16 protein-coding genes are annotated in these 15,139 nt (G+C 54.4%); 7 read left to right on the top strand and 9 right to left on the bottom strand.

Features of this window, described 5'->3' with window-relative positions; translation table 11 throughout:
• Positions 1 to 7: 7 nt before the first annotated feature.
• On the top strand, positions 8 to 685 hold the full coding sequence (gene trmD, locus EU556_RS05585) for a tRNA (guanosine(37)-N1)-methyltransferase TrmD (protein WP_135431839.1): 678 nt from the start codon (positions 8 to 10) through the stop codon (positions 683 to 685).
• A 179-nt stretch (positions 686 to 864) separates the two neighbouring features.
• Positions 865 to 1,245: a 50S ribosomal protein L19 gene (gene rplS / locus EU556_RS05580; protein ID WP_135431837.1), complete on the top strand. Its 381-nt coding sequence runs from the start codon at positions 865 to 867 to the stop codon at positions 1,243 to 1,245.
• Between the two features lie 165 nt (positions 1,246 to 1,410).
• Here rplS and EU556_RS05575 read toward each other — a convergent pair whose 3' ends face one another.
• Positions 1,411 to 1,830, bottom strand: coding sequence for a hypothetical protein (locus EU556_RS05575; protein WP_135431835.1), 420 nt, complete (start codon positions 1,828 to 1,830; stop codon positions 1,411 to 1,413).
• Between the two features lie 146 nt (positions 1,831 to 1,976).
• Here EU556_RS05575 and EU556_RS05570 point away from each other — a divergent pair, with 146 nt between their 5' ends.
• Both EU556_RS05570 and EU556_RS05565 read left to right on the top strand, forming a co-directional pair.
• Positions 1,977 to 4,970, top strand: a complete 2,994-nt coding sequence (locus EU556_RS05570; RefSeq protein ID WP_135431833.1) for a M1 family metallopeptidase — start codon at positions 1,977 to 1,979, stop codon at positions 4,968 to 4,970.
• A gap of 196 nt (positions 4,971 to 5,166) precedes the next feature.
• Entirely contained in the window at positions 5,167 to 5,694 is a 528-nt protein-coding gene (locus tag EU556_RS05565; protein ID WP_210116223.1) for an inorganic diphosphatase, read from the top strand.
• A gap of 109 nt (positions 5,695 to 5,803) precedes the next feature.
• Here EU556_RS05565 and EU556_RS05560 read toward each other — a convergent pair whose 3' ends face one another.
• On the bottom strand, positions 5,804 to 6,514 hold the full coding sequence (locus tag EU556_RS05560; RefSeq protein WP_135431829.1) for a DNA repair ATPase: 711 nt from the start codon (positions 6,512 to 6,514) through the stop codon (positions 5,804 to 5,806).
• Positions 6,515 to 6,799: 285 nt separating this feature from the next.
• On the opposite strand from EU556_RS05560, the gene EU556_RS05555 reads away from it, so the two are divergent.
• The 3 genes from EU556_RS05555 (at position 6,800) to EU556_RS05545 (ending at position 8,926) form a co-directional block, all read left to right on the top strand.
• Entirely contained in the window at positions 6,800 to 7,207 is a 408-nt protein-coding gene (locus tag EU556_RS05555) for a 6-pyruvoyl trahydropterin synthase family protein (protein WP_135431827.1), read from the top strand.
• Complete coding sequence (gene folE, locus EU556_RS05550) at positions 7,200 to 7,880, top strand: GTP cyclohydrolase I FolE (RefSeq protein WP_135431825.1); 681 nt, start codon at positions 7,200 to 7,202, stop codon at positions 7,878 to 7,880. Before EU556_RS05555 ends, folE begins: the two co-directional genes overlap by 8 nt.
• A gap of 134 nt (positions 7,881 to 8,014) precedes the next feature.
• A complete protein-coding gene (locus EU556_RS05545) occupies positions 8,015 to 8,926 on the top strand; it encodes a TIGR01777 family oxidoreductase (protein ID WP_135431823.1) in 912 nt (303 codons plus the stop codon).
• 80 nt (positions 8,927 to 9,006) lie between these two features.
• Here the strand turns inward: EU556_RS05545 and EU556_RS05540 are convergent, their stop codons facing one another.
• The 7 genes from EU556_RS05540 to EU556_RS05510 form a co-directional block, all read right to left on the bottom strand.
• Complete coding sequence (locus tag EU556_RS05540; protein ID WP_245327444.1) at positions 9,007 to 11,382, bottom strand: transglycosylase domain-containing protein; 2,376 nt, start codon at positions 11,380 to 11,382, stop codon at positions 9,007 to 9,009.
• Positions 11,383 to 11,588: 206 nt separating this feature from the next.
• Complete coding sequence (locus EU556_RS05535) at positions 11,589 to 11,975, bottom strand: hypothetical protein (RefSeq protein ID WP_135431821.1); 387 nt, start codon at positions 11,973 to 11,975, stop codon at positions 11,589 to 11,591.
• Positions 11,976 to 12,055: 80 nt separating this feature from the next.
• The gene (locus tag EU556_RS05530) at positions 12,056 to 12,436 is read right to left on the bottom strand and encodes a hypothetical protein (RefSeq protein WP_135431819.1); all 381 of its coding nucleotides are present in this window, start codon (positions 12,434 to 12,436) and stop codon (positions 12,056 to 12,058) included.
• Complete coding sequence (locus EU556_RS05525) at positions 12,433 to 12,813, bottom strand: hypothetical protein (RefSeq protein ID WP_135431817.1); 381 nt, start codon at positions 12,811 to 12,813, stop codon at positions 12,433 to 12,435. The genes EU556_RS05530 and EU556_RS05525 overlap by 4 nt, the downstream gene beginning before the upstream one ends.
• Complete coding sequence (locus EU556_RS05520; protein ID WP_135431815.1) at positions 12,810 to 13,055, bottom strand: hypothetical protein; 246 nt, start codon at positions 13,053 to 13,055, stop codon at positions 12,810 to 12,812. The genes EU556_RS05525 and EU556_RS05520 overlap by 4 nt, the downstream gene beginning before the upstream one ends.
• A gap of 54 nt (positions 13,056 to 13,109) precedes the next feature.
• Positions 13,110 to 14,690, bottom strand: a complete 1,581-nt coding sequence (locus tag EU556_RS05515) for a DUF4153 domain-containing protein (protein WP_167855467.1) — start codon at positions 14,688 to 14,690, stop codon at positions 13,110 to 13,112.
• A 118-nt stretch (positions 14,691 to 14,808) separates the two neighbouring features.
• Positions 14,809 to 15,108, bottom strand: coding sequence for a winged helix-turn-helix domain-containing protein (locus EU556_RS05510; protein WP_135431811.1), 300 nt, complete (start codon positions 15,106 to 15,108; stop codon positions 14,809 to 14,811).
• Between the last annotated feature and the right edge of the window lie 31 nt (positions 15,109 to 15,139).

Below are 15,139 nucleotides of genomic sequence, written 5' to 3'. Positions count from 1 at the left end.
CCCCATCATGCGGATCGACATTGTCACGTGCCAGCCGGATTTGTTGGTTAGCCCTTTTGCGCACTCCATTGTAAAGCGCGCCCAGGATAAAGGACTAGCCGAGATTCATCTGCATGATCTGCGCCGCTATGCCATTAACAAGCACGGCCAGATTGACGATTACGTATTTGGCGGCGGGGCTGGTATGGTACTACGGGTAGAGCCTATTGCAGCTTGTTTCGACGAGCTAATGGCCCAACGCAGCTATGATGCCATCATCTACTTAACTCCCGATGGAGAAACGCTACGCCAGCCACTCGTAAACCGGCTATCCTTAGCTGGCAACCTGCTGCTGCTATGCGGGCACTATAAGGGCGTTGACGAGCGAATCCGCCAGGCCTACATTACCCATGAAATCAGTGTGGGTGATTATGTGTTGAGCGGTGGAGAACTAGGAGCTGCTATTTTAGTAGATGCTATTGTGCGGCTTCTTCCCGGCGTACTCGGTAACGAAGAATCGGCCCTAAGCGACTCGTTTCAGGACAACCTGCTCTCCCCGCCCGTGTACACACGGCCTGCGGAGTGGCGAGGCTACGAGGTGCCCGAAATTCTACTCTCCGGCAACACGCCTAAAATTGACGTTTGGCGCCACGACCAAGCGCTAGAACGGACCCGCCAGCGGCGTCCGGACTTATTACCCGACTGAGGTTGTGGCTTTGTGAAAGTGCTGGTCTGCTGTTACGCTTCCGTAAGTACCGCAGCCAGAACTACTAACTCGCAATTTCCCTATCTCAGCATTTCACAATTAAAAAATAGAGCGCTATATTTGCGCCTCTTTAACAGAAACCTCGGACGGCGCGGCCGTCCTTCACAGTTTTTCCAGCCATGAGCGTACTACTCGATTTTATTCAGCAGGAATCCCAGGAGCGCCGCGCCAGCTTCCCCGAATTTGCCGCCGGTGACACCATCAATGTTCACGTAAAAATTCGTGAGGGCAACAAGGAGCGCATTCAGCAGTTCCAGGGTGTAGTTATCCAGCGCAAGAACACCAACTCGAACGGCGAAACTTTCACCGTCCGTAAAATCTCGAACCAGATCGGTACTGAGCGTATCTTCCCCCTCTTGTCGCCTAACATCGACAAGATCGAAGTAATCCGTCGTGGTAAAGTACGTCGTGCTCGTCTGTTCTACCTGCGTGGCCTGTCGGGCAAAGCTGCTCGTATCAAGGAGCGTCGTTTAAACATTGCTGAGAAAGTAACTGCTTAAGCTGCTTCTCACCCCAGAATATAAAAAGCCGGCTTCCTACCAGGAGGCCGGCTTTTCTATTTTACAGGTCAATTCCAATATTCTGGAGTGGCCTAGCTGAATGCTTGTTGCTCATCAATTTGAACACAGCAATGATAGCAGCACTTACGCGATGCTACAGTAAGCTTAGCGACTTGCGGAATCTTGGCTCAAGTCCTGCTCGGCGCTTGACTGTGGTGACTGTACCTGCTTGGCGGCAGCGCTAAGGGCTTCCCCCAAGTTGGCTACTCGTTCAGCGGTGTTAGGATTATCCGCGAATACGGCTGCTTTGCTGGTGTTCGTGCCGAGGCGGCTTAGCAACTGCGCTACTAGGTTCTTATCAATGGTACCTCCCCCGAAGTGTGCTTTCAACGCCTGCATGTCTGTTACAATTTGGTGCAGCTCGGGGTTGTTCACGTCTTTCAGGTCTTCGATCCAGCGCTGAAAGTGATTGTCTAGGCCAGAGCGCGAGGCTTCTTCCTGCAAGTCGCTGGTCAGAATTTTTACGGCTCCGTCGAGGTGGTTTTGATGCTGAGTATCGTCTTTGGGCTGCTTATGAAAGGACATAGAAGTAATGAGTTAGGCCGGTAGGCAGGATTAAGGAAGGGAATACCAAGGCAAACGGAAGAGGTTAGTAAAGGTTATGGCGCGGCTATCCGCCGCCAGAGAGTACTTTCGTGGTATCACCCGCCCATTTCCTCTTATTCGTCTGTATGAGAAAACTTTTATCGTGTGCCTGGTTAGCACTGCTTCCTTTATGCACGCAAGCGCAATCTAGGCCTGCCCCAGCTAGCTGGCAGCAGGAAACCAATTATTCAATTGATGTTACCCTTGATGATAAGCAGCACATTTTAACAGGTCAGGAGGAGCTTACCTACGTCAACAATTCACCGGGTACGTTATCCTACATCTGGTTTCATTTGTGGCCTAATGCTTACCGAGATAATACCACAGCCTTTGCCCGTCAGCAATTGCGCAACGGCTTTCGGACATTTGAGTTTGCCAAGGCTGCACAGCGTGGATTCATTGATGGCCTAGACTTTAAGGTGGACGGCACGGCCGCCAAACTTGAGTACGACCCCAACAACCCCGACATTGCTAAACTGGTGCTGCCTAGGCCACTTGCTTCGGGTGCCAGCGTGACAATTACCACTCCTTTCAGAGTAAAAATTCCTGACTCCTTCTCTCGGTTTGGGCACGTTGGGCAGAGCTACCAGATTACGCAGTGGTACCCCAAACCGGCCGTGTTCGACCGGAAAGGCTGGCACCAGATGCCTTATCTGGATCAGGGAGAGTTTTATTCTGAATTCGGTACGTTCGACGTGCGGATTACGCTGCCGGCCAACTATACCGTGGGGGCAACAGGCGTACTGCAAAACCCCGATGAACAGGCTCGCCTCGATCAACTAGCAGCCGCTACAGCAGCTAAGAAAACGCAGAGTGATTTTGGAGAGGATGTGAGTTTCCCAGCCTCCGCGGCCGAGTCGAAAACGTTGCGCTACGTGCAAGATAAAGTGCACGACTTCGCCTGGTTTGCCGACAAGCGTTTCAACGTACTAAAGAGCGGCGTTACGCTGCCCTCGGGGCGCCAAGTAACCTCCTGGGTTATGTTCACTAATAAAGAGGCAGAGAAGTGGGTAAAAGGGCTGCAGGAAGTAAACGATGCCCTGACGTATTACTCGCAGTGGGTAGGCGAGTATCCGTATGCTTCCGCCACGGCCGTTGACGGCGCACTTAGTGCCGGGTCGGGCATGGAGTACCCGATGGTAACTGTAACCATGCCCGCTGCCATTGTGCACGAGGTAGGCCACAACTGGTTTTACGGTATTCTGGCCTCCAATGAGCGTGACTTCCCGTGGATGGACGAAGGAGTGAATTCTTACGTGGAGAACCGGGTGGAGGAGCGCAACAACCCAACAGCCGGCCAGTTTAATTTCCTCATAAAGGTTCCTGCATTGGCACGTACGCTGGACGTAGATGGTCTTGATGCCACTGCGCTTAACCAGGTACCTTACCAGATCATGGCCAGCCGCAGCCTAGATCAACCCGTCAGCGGCCCCACGTCGGCGGCGTACGGTAGATTAAACTACTCCTTGATCGTGTACGGCAAAACTGCCTCACTGCTGAAATACTTGGCGGGCTACCTGGGGCAGGAGAAGTTTGACGCGGCCATGCAGGCCTACTACCAGCGCTGGCAGTTCCGCCACCCCTACCCCGAGGACATGGAAGCGGTATTTGAGGAAGTGAGCGGGCAAAAGCTTGACTGGTTCTTCAAAGACATGCTCACCAACCAAGTACATTACGATGCTAACCTTTCCGACCTTTTAGTGGAAGGCCAGCAAGTGAAAGTGCTGGTTCGCAATGATGGTTCGGCTCCGTTTTCCGTGCCCGTAGCCACTCTTGATGCGCAAGGCAAAGTTCTGGAAACCCAATGGACACCAGTATTTGGCAGCACCAAGGGCGATGAAAATGATGAGGTACAACTCAACTTCCGCAAGGAAGGAGTAGCATCGGTGGTAATTGACCCTGGTTACCTAACCCCTCAACTAAATCGCCGCGACGACCAGTTAAAGGTAGCAGGCGGTTTCCGGTCTTGGGAGCCCCTCCACATTCGGCCTTTAGCCAGCGTAGAGCGCTGGGACCGGAATACGATCAACTGGTTGCCAGTAATTGGCGCTAATACCTCCGATAAGTTTATGCTGGGGGCTGCTTTCTACAACAATGCGCTTGCCCCTAAGAAGCTTAACTTCCTGGCTATGCCCATGTACAGCTTCAACCGGAAAGAACTGAATGGCATTGGTAACATCAGCCTCAATGTATTGCCCCAGAAGAACGTGCGGCAGCTTGTAACGGGGGTGTTGGTTCAACGGTTTGAACGCTACCAGAAGCTGGAACCTAGCATCACGCTTACGCTCCCGCACTCAGCCTACGACCGGCCTCAGCACTCGTTGAAAGGCACGCTGTCGTACATAAAAGACCAAGACCTGCGCCGCACTAGCAGCATTCAGTCGTTGGAATACCGTGTGGAGCAGGGCAACGCCTTGCAGCAATGGACAGCACACGTTGAACTGAATCATTTCATTCCCTCCCAAGCCGACGATATCCCATCTAGTGAAGCCACCTTGCTACGAGCAACAGCCACCTACGGGCGCTACTACGCAGCTAAAAAGCAAGTACGAGCCCGCCTTTTTGGAGGCCGGTTCCTGCAATCTTCCAACTTCACGGAGTTCTACATGGGCCTGAGCGGCAGCCCCGACTATCGGCGGCAAACCGCTTTCCTAGACCGTCAGCAGATTTCGGATGCCTTCACAGCGCAAGTGCACCAAACCGATGACCGCGACGGAGCCTTCAAGAGCTTCATGCCTACCACTACTGGCCTACAGGCTAACAGTCAGCGTTGGCTGAGTACTCTAAATCTGGAAGCTGATCTGCCGATAACCAGCCTAGCCGTATTTGCTGATTTTGGAGCTACCAAAGAGTTTCAGACGCTGTACGAGTCGCGCGGGGCTCAACGCTTGTACTACGATGCAGGCTTAGTACTGCCGTTGTTTAAAAATGTCTTCCGGCTGTACCTACCTGTGGCGGGCTCACAGTATCAAGACGGTTTGCCTAGCAGCCGCAAAGACTTTACCGACCGCCTGCGCTTTGTGCTTCATCTAGAACAGCTCAACCCCTTCCGGCTTTTAGACGAGCAGTTAGCCCAATAAGCCGCTACCCTTTCTGAATTTTAAGTTACTTGGCATTCCGAGCCGAGAAGCTACTGGCCTAGGCATGGTCGGAGCTCTCAGCTCGGAATGTCTATTTTCATTAAGCCCCGTGTGTATGCGTGCTTCTGGTTTAGTGCTCGGAGTACTCCTTAGTAGCCTAGGTTTAGCCACAGGTTGCCAAACTGATTATGCTGATTTGCCGCCCTACTCCAAGGAGCGACGGCTACTACAGGTAGTAGTTGAAATACCAGCGGGCACCAACCACGAGCAGCACTACGACCCGGCAACCCATGAGTTTGTTCCTACGCAGCAGGCCGGTGTGGAGCGTGTAGTGGAGTTTCTGCCTTTCCCGGGCAACTATGGCTTTGTTCCGGGCACGCGCTCTACCACTCAGGCCAACAGTACCTCTGTGCAGCCGGTTCAAGCCTTGGTGCTAGCCGAAAGCGCACCCGCTGGTACCATTTTAGAGGTGGTCCCTATTGGAGTGGTATTGCTGGATGTGGACGGCGCCCTGGAGCAAACTATTTTGGCGGTTCCGGCTCGTCCTGCCCAACGCATTCTGCCCGATGTTACTGACTGGGCTACGCTTCAACGACGCTACCCGGCGGTTCGGCAGGCGCTAGGCCTCTGGTTCCAGCACCGCAATCCATCCGCGGCCACCCGCATAGCTGGCTGGAAAGATGAGAAATACGCCGAGCAACAAATTAAGGCACAGTTGCAGTAAGCAAGTGGCCTAGCATAAGCCCTTATTGATGTTACAGGTAAGGACAAACAAAAAGTCCAGCTGGCGGGCGCCAACTGGACTTTCCAGAATAGACAAGGTTCTCTATTGACTACTCAATTTTGTTCATGCGCTCCTTCACAGCTTCCAGAGCCACACGCATATTCACAATGTCGGCGCGGGCGGCTTCCTGCTCCTTCAGGTTCATGTCCACCATGTTGTTGTACTGGAGCAATTCAGCGGCATTCTGAGCCAGTTGCTGCTGAATTTCAGCCTTCTTGGCCTTATTCTTCTCGATATCTTTCTTGATAGCGTCGGCCTTGGCGATTACGGCGTTGTGGTTGTTCTGCGACGATACCAGACCTTTTTCAGCCTCAGCCACCTGAATGGCCAAGTCTTCACGGTAGAGCATGCGAGCGAAATCCTTCAGGTAGCCTTCAGCGGCTTTCCACTGCACCGGAGTAGCTTCTTTGCTCAAGTAAGCGTTACCCAAGTCAATCGACCACCATACGGTAGTGCCGGTAGGCACAGCGTCCACCTTGCTGATTACACGAATAGGGGTTTTAGAAACAGCCTCGATAACTACACCATCCATGGTATAGATACCTTTGTCAACTTTCACTTTGCCGCCGAACTCCGTGTCGAGCTTCTTTTTCCAGGAATCCTCTACACGCTTGCTGTCTAGCTGCACTGAAACACGCTGGCCTTTGCGCGGAATGCCTTTGATAGCCATGTCCGTTTCGTCAACCGGCGACTTTTGCGCGAAGCTGGTTACCGATAGTACAAATACTAGCAGTAAAGAAAGGAGTACGCCTCTTTTCATATGGAATGGAATGAGTTGAGAAGAAATGATTTACAGGTTTAATCGGCTTGTTTACAGATATCCGACTCATCAAATTTAAATAGACTGCAAGCCAACTTCGCATACCTCAGATTGTTTTTTTTGAAGATTGGGCATTTTTGTTGAATATGTCATACGCGGTATAATTTAACTACCAAAACAGCATATATATGCTGCTATATAGACCAAACTCATGGCCCTAATACACTCCTCTTTCTTCTTTGGAGAATGCAAACAAATGCCCCACCGCCCGGTTTGATGTCAACTATGCAAGTAACAGTCTGTCGTAAAGAACACTTCAACGCTGCTCATCGTTTGCACAACCCTGCCTGGAGTGACGAGCAGAACCAACGGGTGTTTGGCAAGTGCAATAACCCTCATTACCATGGCCATAACTATGAGTTGATTGTGCGCCTTACTGGGCCAATTGATCCTGAGACTGGCTACGTATATGACATGAAGCGCCTCAGCGACCTGATGAAGCGCGAGATTCTGGATATCTTTGATCATCGGAACCTCAACCTCGACACGGAAGACTTCCGCCACCTCAACCCCACGGCCGAAAATATTGCCGTCGTAATATGGAATCGGTTGCGCCCGCACTTGGCGGCGCACCTAGGCCTATCGGTCACGCTGTATGAGACCGAACGCAATTTTGTAGAATACCATGGATAACCTAGTGCCCGCGGCCTCCGCTGCGGATGGCGCAGCTCCGGCGGCCGATGGTCACCTGACTTCGTCGCTCCGTACTCCCCTCCGCTCCGATGCCTTTACCCTCAGTGATGAGGAAAAAATTACGGCTATTGCTGGCCACTTCCGCGAGATCATGGAAGTGCTTGGGCTCGATCTGTCAGATGACAGCCTGAACGGTACGCCCAAACGCGTAGCTAAAATGTATGTGCAGGAGTGGTTCCGGGGTCTCAACCCCGAGCATCGCCCCGACGTGAAGCTGTTTGAAAACCGCTACCAGTACCAGAACCTGCTGGTAGAGCGCGACATTACGCTGTTTTCGTGCTGTGAGCATCATTTTGTGCCCATTATTGGAAAAGCGCACGTGGCGTACTTGCCCGGTGAGCACGTGGTAGGCCTAAGCAAGCTCAACCGCGTGGTGCAGTATTACGCCCGGCGCCCGCAAGTGCAGGAGCGTCTTACGCGCCAGATTGCAGAGGAGCTTAAGCAGGCGCTTCGCACAGAGGATGTAGCCGTACTGATAGAGGCCGACCATCTTTGTGTGATGAGTCGGGGCGTAAACGACACTAGCAGCGGTACACTCACGGCTGAGTATGGTGGCGCCTTTACCACTGATAATTCCCTGCGCCAAGAATTCCTGCGGCTGATAGGCAAGTAGCAGATACCGCTGCTTTACACACTTATAGCTGTTGCGAGTTATCTATAGGCTGTTAGCTTGCACCTCCGTACTCTACCTAACCCGCTGAGTTGCTCACATAGGCAACTGGCGCTACCACCTGGCAACTTTTTCTAATGGCCCGCAAAGTTCTGATTACTGGTGGCACCGGCCTGATAGGCACTCGCCTCGCTGAGATGCTCATTGACGCAGGCTACGAGGTGGCGCTGCTGAGCCGTCATCCGGGCGCATCGCGCTACCGGGGTTTCCGCTGGGACCCGCAGGCAGGTACTATTGATGAAGCAGCCATCACATATGCCGACTACATCATTAACCTGGCTGGTAGTAGCGTTTCGGACGGCAAATGGACTCACGAGCGAAAGCGGGAAATCTTGTCGAGCCGCCTGGCGGGCACGAAGCTGGTAGCGCGCGAGCTAGCCAAGGGGCACCACCACGTGCAAGCGTTTATTTCTGCCTCTGCTATCGGCATCTATGGCGACCAAGATGACCGCGTAGTTGATGAGCAGACGCCCCCCGCTCCCAATGATTTTCTGGCCGAAGTATGTCAGCAGTGGGAAGAAGCGGCCCAAAGTGTGGCGCAAGGCGACATCCGGACGGCTATTTTCCGGATTGGCATTGTGCTGAGCCCGGATGGCGGTGCCCTGGTACCGCTAGCCCGTGTTGTGAAGATGATGGCGGGCGCCCCGTTAGGCTCTGGCCGACAGTATATGTCCTGGATTCATCTGGATGACTTGTGCCGGTTGTTCATCCAGTCGTTAGAGGAAACCAAGTGGGAAGGCACCTACAACGCCGTTTCGCCCCACCCCGTCACGAACCAAGAGTTTACCAAAACCCTGGCCGAAGTGCTGCACCGGCCCTTGGTGTTGCCAAAGGTCCCAGAGTTCGGGCTAAAGCTGGTAATGGGAGAAATGAGTGAGATTGTGCTGGCTTCGCAACGCGTTAGTGCTGAGAAGGTACAGCACGAAGGCTTCACGTTCGAATATCCGGAGTTAAAGCCCGCGCTGGAATCTTTTTATAACGAGGACTAAGCCCTATACCTGTAAAAGCAGTACGCCCCACCTGGCCTAGGCCAAGTGGGGCGTACTGCTTTTAAGCTTTCTAGGTCAACCTACAGGCTATCTGGCACTGCCATGGTGCCGTTGTTTAAGTTTTCCAGCAAGTTGTCTACTACAATAGTATCTACAGCTTCTACTCGGCGCCGGCGTGGTTCTGCTTCAGAGATGCAGTTATACTTCTTGCTGATTTTCACGGTAGGCTGCGGGAAAGGGCCCATTGTAATGCCAAGGTCTGGGTCGCGGTACACTTTTTCCATGTACTTGCCGAAGATGGGCAACGCCATGCGGCCACCTTCGCCCTGCTGCGAGCCTTGGAAGTGAATGCTACGGTCTTCGCCACCTACCCACACGCCTGTTACCAGATCTTTGGTAATGCCCATGTACCAGCCATCGGAATAGTTACTAGTAGTACCTGTTTTGCCGCCAATCTGATTGTTCTTCTTCCATAGCTCATAGTCCCAGAGGGCCTGGGAAGTTCCACCGGGCTCTTCCATACCGCCGCGCAGCATGTACACCATCAGCCAAGCCGTTTCCGTTGGGAGTACGCGTTGCTGCTGTGGGTCAAACTGCTTGATGACGTTGCCGTTCTGGTCCTCAATGCGAGTGATGAGCATGGGCTCGGGCCGGAAGCCCTGGTTAACGAACGTACTGTAGGCATTCACCATCTCATACACGCTCACATCGCCGCCGGAGCCCAGGCCAATGCTGGGCACCGCCAACAGATTGCTCCGGATGCCCACTTTGTGCGCGTACTTCACCACGTTGTCCCACCCTACTTTCTCGGTGAGTTGAGCCGTAACCGAGTTCACCGATCGAGCCATGGCATGGCGCAGCGTCATATTAATGCCCGTGTATTCGCGGGTAACGTTGTCGGGTTGCCACTCCATGGGCTGCCCATTTTCCACGTAGTTGATGGTTACACGCTGATCCCGAATTCGGTCGCAGGGGGTGTAGCCGTTATCTAGGGCCGTGAGGTATACAAAGGGCTTAAAGGTGGAGCCCGCTTGGCGCTTGCCTTGCTTTACGTGGTCATACTGAAAGAATTTGTAGTCTAGCCCACCTACCCAGGCTTTGATGTGGCCCGTGAAAGGGTCCATGGTCATCATGCCGGCGTGCAGGAAATGCTTGTAGTATGCCAGCGAGTCGAGCAGAGAAAGGTTCAGCGAATCCACTCCATCGCCCTTCCAAGTGAATACAGCAATCTTACGCTTGCGGTGCAACGCTTCCTCCAGTAGCTCAGGGCGGCCCTTGTAGCGCTCGGCCAACTCTTTGTACTGCTCCGTGCGCTTGATCTGGGTTTCAATGAAATCCGGAATCTCATTACCCTTCTCATCCACCCAAGGGTTTTGCCCGCGGTTGCGCCAGAAGTTATCAAACTGCCGCTGCAGCGTCTTCATGCGCTCATGCACCGCCTCTTCAGCATACGTTTGCATGCGCGAGTCGAGGGTAGTGTAGATTTTCAGGCCGTCGCGGTACATGTCGTAGCCATTTTCCTTACACCAAGCAGCCACCTGCTGGCTGATAGCGCCGCGGAAATAGTTTTCGGGGCCATCTACGTGCTTCTCTACCTGGTAGCGCAGTCCGAGTGGCCTAGCCTGATACTCCTGCACCTGTGCACCAGTTAGGAAACCGGCCTGCCCCATGCGGGTGAGCACCAGGTTGCGGCGGCGCATGGCAGCCTCAGGATGAAACCGGGCGTTATACGCAGTAGGCGCATTCACGGCCCCAATAAGCATGGCGGCCTGCTCTGGCTGGAGGCTGTCGGGAGAGGTACTGAAGAAGGTTTTGGCCGCTACTTTGATGCCGAAAGAGCTGGAGCCATAGTCAACGGTGTTAAGGTAGAGCCGCAGAATTTCTTCCTTGGTATAGCGGCGTTCCAACTCCACGCTGGTCAGCCATTCCTTGGTCTTGCTGATGATGGTGTTGAGGACTGGAATGTGGCCTAGGCCACCTGTATTTTCCTCACGCCGGGTCCGGTAGAGGTTTTTAGCCAGCTGCTGCGTGATGGTAGAGCCCCCGCCACTGCCGCCGCGTACTACCCCTACCACCGCTCGGGCAATAGCCGTGGGGTCGATGCCGGAGTGGTCGTAATAGCGCACGTCCTCGGTAGCAATCAGCGCCTTCGTTAGCCACGGCGACATCTGATTGAGGGGCACCGGCGAGCGGTTTTCGCGGAAGTAGCGGCCCATCAGCACCCCATCGGCCGTGTACACCTCCGAGGGCTGCTCAACCTTGGGATTTTCCAGCTCTTCCAGGCTCGGCGACTTGCCAAACAAGAACAAGAAGTTCATGCTGACCAAGATGGGGTACAGCAGAAAGATGCCTAGTCCCACTACAAAAAAGCCCCACATGGTACGGGAAAGGATGTTAGGCCATTTCCGGGTGGGCGGGGTGGGGGCAGTTGTATTCGGAGAGTCTGGTGCGGACATTCAGGGCGCGTTGAGGCGAACAGGGCGCTACGGCCCGGCAACTAAGGCGCAAATATACCAGTTAGGTGCGGGAGGCAGATGAAAAGCCACGCGTTTTAGCCGGGCTTGCGTTGCGCCTATCACGGAAAAGAACGACGGTAGGCCACTCATTATTCGATAATTACTAGTTGTACCTGGCTGGGTTATACAAATGACCTGTCGATGCTCTACCGATACTGAAGAGCGGAGCTTCGATACATCATTTCCAGCAACCCCAGCGCACTCAGCCCCATCCCAATTCCATAGCCCCAAGTACAGTAAGTGGAGAGGACGCCAAATCCATCTTCGCGAGTCATTGAGGCAAATAGCATAAAGCACAATACTTCGTGACAGAACGTGCAGCTCCATAGAATTGCTACCCGTGCGGGGGTGGTGGCTTTTTTCACCAGCGCCCATCGAAAAAGAAACAGCACCAACCCTGGCCACGCAATGGGTACCACCAGCAGTAGGTTTAACATGCACATCGTAATAATATCCTTGCTTTGCTGGAGCCAGGCCAGGGCAATAGCTATGTCGGACTGTTCAGCTGATACTGTCGGTTCTGAATATTGCATAGAAAGAGTAGAGTGGAATTGTGTAGAAAGTGCCTCACCTCAGGAGGGGAAATACTCAAGTTTATACTTGCTCCTGCTCATCAGCCAGCTATCAGCAGCCAGCCTAAACCGATAGCACCGGGGATGAGCAATACGCCACCGGCAACGTAAGCGCTCCAGCCCGCCAGGCGCCAGCAGAATTGCCAGAACCACCCGTTGAGTGAGTTGGCCACTCGGTTAGCAACCCGCCCAATTTGCCAGGGCAACAGAAGCAGGCAGGCCAGGCACAGAAGCAGCAGCCACCTCTCCGCACCTGGTGTGTGCAGCCATATTTCGTGCTGGAACACTAGGTTGAGCAAACCGAACAGGCCTAGCCCCACCGTCAGAAAGAAGCCGGCGGGGGCTGCGGGTAGCACCGTATTTACCCCAAAGTGGATGACGCGCCTAATTGGATCGGGAGGCCTAACAACTGGGTGGTTCATAGCGGCAGCCAGTTAGCAACCAGCCCGACCAATGCAGCCGTACTTGCCAGGTGAAAGATGACGCACGCCCAGAATACCACCTCCCGCTGCCACTGCGGCGCATCGAGGAGGCTACCCGGCGAGCTAGGTAAGGCAAGCGGTAAAGTACCCCAGTGCAGCGTGCCCAGGTTTACCAGTACCAACAACAGGCCTAGTAGCCAGGGCTGAAACCAGAAGCGCTCCAGCTGCTGCGTAGCCAGGGCATCGGCGTGGCCGCTGGCATACCAAGCCGGAAATTGACTCCACGTCCAGAGTACCGCCAGTGCCGTGATAAGCACCGATAAGCTGCGGCCCGCCGATACCCGCGGCGCCGGCGCATGAGTTGTGGGCTGGCTCATGGCGTAACTGCCACGGCGGGCGAAGCTCCTGGAGCCCACAACAACATCACGTGCAGCAGCGTCCAGACCACTAGGCCTAGCAACAGGCCCGCCCCGGGTAGTACCACCCGGTATAGGCGCCGGGCACGCTCTAGGGGCGTGGCGGCCAGTTCACGCCAGCTGAGCAGGAAGGCTAAGCCCCCTACGCAGGCAGCGCACAGCAGCACCCCGCCTAGGGTAAGCAACGTGGGGAGAATCGTCATGACTAATAAGTTGTAAGTGGAAACACACTTCTGTTTCTGATCAGAAGACCAGGCCTAGGGGGTTTTGGTGGCGGGTACGGGGCCGTACAGTTGCTCGTAGGCTTGGGCTTCGGCGTAGGTCCAGCTTTGCCAGGTGTGGTAGCGCGGATACGCTTCTTGCCAGCGTGCTAGGCGCTGCTTCACCAAACGATGGGCCTCGGCCGGCGTAAACTTTGTTTCACCGTAGCCAGACTCATCTATCACTATAATGCGGGTCATGCCATCTAACACGGCCTCGCGGGCGGCCAGCTCGGGCAACATCCGCTCGGGCATTGCAAGCAGAAATCCGAGGTCTAGCTCTTCGAAGCGAGGCTGCAGGTTGTAGCGCGTAATCCAGACTTCCCAGTTCCCGGCCGCCAGCAGTAGCAGCACTGCATATGTAGCCCAGCCGTTGAGGCGCACGAGCGAGAAGGCCGAACGACGCTGCCAGATTTTGAGCAGCACCGTACCTAGGCCAAACAGCGTCAGGAGCAGAAACCCATACACCCCAATGCGCTTGTAGGCCAGGCCCGTGTGCAGGATGTAGTAATAGTTGCGCAGCCCTACCGAAATAACGAGCACCACATTCTGCACCACCCACACGGTGGCGCCCCAGCGCAGGGCGGGCAAGCCCTTTCGGTAGAAGTTGAGGTTGCGACGAAAAAACCACAAGACAATGCCCATGGCCACCAGAATACTCAGAATGAGCACGTACGTCCCCTCGTGCACAAACTGGGTAAGGTTGAAGCCCTGGCGAGGGGTGAAGCCGAACCACAGCAGTTTAATATCCAAGCCATTGACCACCAACAGCAACACGTTTACCAATCCAAACACTGCCACCGCGGCTATATATTCCTTGCGTAGATCAAGGGTGCGAAACTTCTTGGTGCTGAAGTCGGGGTGGCGTACTGCTAGGGAAGCTACTCGGTCGCGCTGCCGCCGCACAAACTCCCCGAAGCGCGACTCCTGATCGAGGAAGTAATGGTAGGGCACAATAACAAGGGCCCCAATCGTCAGGCCGAGCCCCAACAGGAAAAACAGCAGGTGCGGCACCGATACACTGGCTAGCAACTGGCCTAGCCACTCCCCTATTTTACCAAACAGCTGATTGCTTAGCTCTGCGTACTGCGGGCTGCCGAGGGAAAACAACACGTGAAATACCGCCAATATCACTAAGGGCAACACCAGCACCCTACCATAAAAGCGGGTGCGGGCCCAGCCCGCCGAGCCACCGTGTGGCAGACGTAGGTAGGGTAGCAGCCCTGGCAGCGCCAGCGTGACGCTTCCCAGCGCCGTGAGTAAGGCAGAGGCTACCAGCCGCAGCTGTGGTTGATTGCGGTAGCCCAGAAACAGTACCAAAGATATTACGCAAGCCAGCCGCGCCGCCCCCGAGCCAAGCCACACCACTAGCGCCGCGCTGAGTAGTGTGCCCGCCAGCGTCGTCCAGAACCCCACTGATTTACGCTGAGCAGCGTGGCGCGTCAGGCCTAGCAGCGTTAGCCCCACAACTAGTAGCGTGTAGAGGGCCAAGTTGAGCCCGACTTCCTGATTCCAAAACAGCACGTCGAAGGCGATGGCGCCCAGCGGTACCATGACTTTCTGCAAAGCCGTGAGCATGAGAGGGTGTGCTCGGCGCGCCTGTGGTTCTGGCGCAATTCCAGCTAAAGAGGCTGATGTAATCATGTTAAATATTTTTAAAAGAACTTTGAATTACAAAGTATAAAGACAAAAAAATTTAGCTCCCTGGCCGCAGCAGCTTTTCGAGAGCCGTTAGATGGTCTTGAAAAGCTTGTTTGCCCTCCGTAGAGGCCGAATAAGTGGTGTTTGGTTTCTTACCCACAAACTGTTTGCTAACCGCTACGTAGCCTGCCTTTTCAAGGGCCGATACGTGACTAGCCAAGTTGCCATCGGTCAAGTCGAGGGCTTCTTTCAACTCGTTAAAGCTCACCGTTTCGTTAGCCATGAGCACGGCCATTACGCCCAACCGTACACGGTTGTCGAAAGCCTTATTGAGCGTATGGATAACATGTTTCACGGGCAAACTTCTCGGGAGCAACTGGCCCTAG

Origin of the sequence: Hymenobacter fodinae (assembly GCF_004745825.1) — a bacterium.
Taxonomy (GTDB): Bacteria; Bacteroidota; Bacteroidia; order Cytophagales; family Hymenobacteraceae; genus Hymenobacter; species Hymenobacter fodinae.
This window is presented reverse-complemented; position numbering and strand designations above follow the sequence as displayed.

Bases quoted from the DNA above. Each gene is read 5' to 3' on its own strand.
- trmD (WP_135431839.1), top strand. From the start codon at position 8: ATGCGGATCGACATTGTCACGTGCCAGCCGGATTTGTTGGTTAGCCCT.
- rplS (WP_135431837.1), top strand. From the start codon at position 865: ATGAGCGTACTACTCGATTTTATTCAGCAGGAATCCCAGGAGCGCCGC.
- EU556_RS05575 (WP_135431835.1), bottom strand. From the start codon at position 1,830: ATGTCCTTTCATAAGCAGCCCAAAGACGATACTCAGCATCAAAACCAC.
- EU556_RS05570 (WP_135431833.1), top strand. From the start codon at position 1,977: ATGAGAAAACTTTTATCGTGTGCCTGGTTAGCACTGCTTCCTTTATGC.
- EU556_RS05560 (WP_135431829.1), bottom strand. From the start codon at position 6,514: ATGAAAAGAGGCGTACTCCTTTCTTTACTGCTAGTATTTGTACTATCG.
- EU556_RS05555 (WP_135431827.1), top strand. From the start codon at position 6,800: ATGCAAGTAACAGTCTGTCGTAAAGAACACTTCAACGCTGCTCATCGT.
- folE (WP_135431825.1), top strand. From the start codon at position 7,200: ATGGATAACCTAGTGCCCGCGGCCTCCGCTGCGGATGGCGCAGCTCCG.
- EU556_RS05545 (WP_135431823.1), top strand. From the start codon at position 8,015: ATGGCCCGCAAAGTTCTGATTACTGGTGGCACCGGCCTGATAGGCACT.
- EU556_RS05540 (WP_245327444.1), bottom strand. From the start codon at position 11,382: ATGTCCGCACCAGACTCTCCGAATACAACTGCCCCCACCCCGCCCACC.
- EU556_RS05535 (WP_135431821.1), bottom strand. From the start codon at position 11,975: ATGCAATATTCAGAACCGACAGTATCAGCTGAACAGTCCGACATAGCT.
- EU556_RS05530 (WP_135431819.1), bottom strand. From the start codon at position 12,436: ATGAACCACCCAGTTGTTAGGCCTCCCGATCCAATTAGGCGCGTCATC.
- EU556_RS05525 (WP_135431817.1), bottom strand. From the start codon at position 12,813: ATGAGCCAGCCCACAACTCATGCGCCGGCGCCGCGGGTATCGGCGGGC.
- EU556_RS05520 (WP_135431815.1), bottom strand. From the start codon at position 13,055: ATGACGATTCTCCCCACGTTGCTTACCCTAGGCGGGGTGCTGCTGTGC.
- EU556_RS05515 (WP_167855467.1), bottom strand. From the start codon at position 14,690: ATGCTCACGGCTTTGCAGAAAGTCATGGTACCGCTGGGCGCCATCGCC.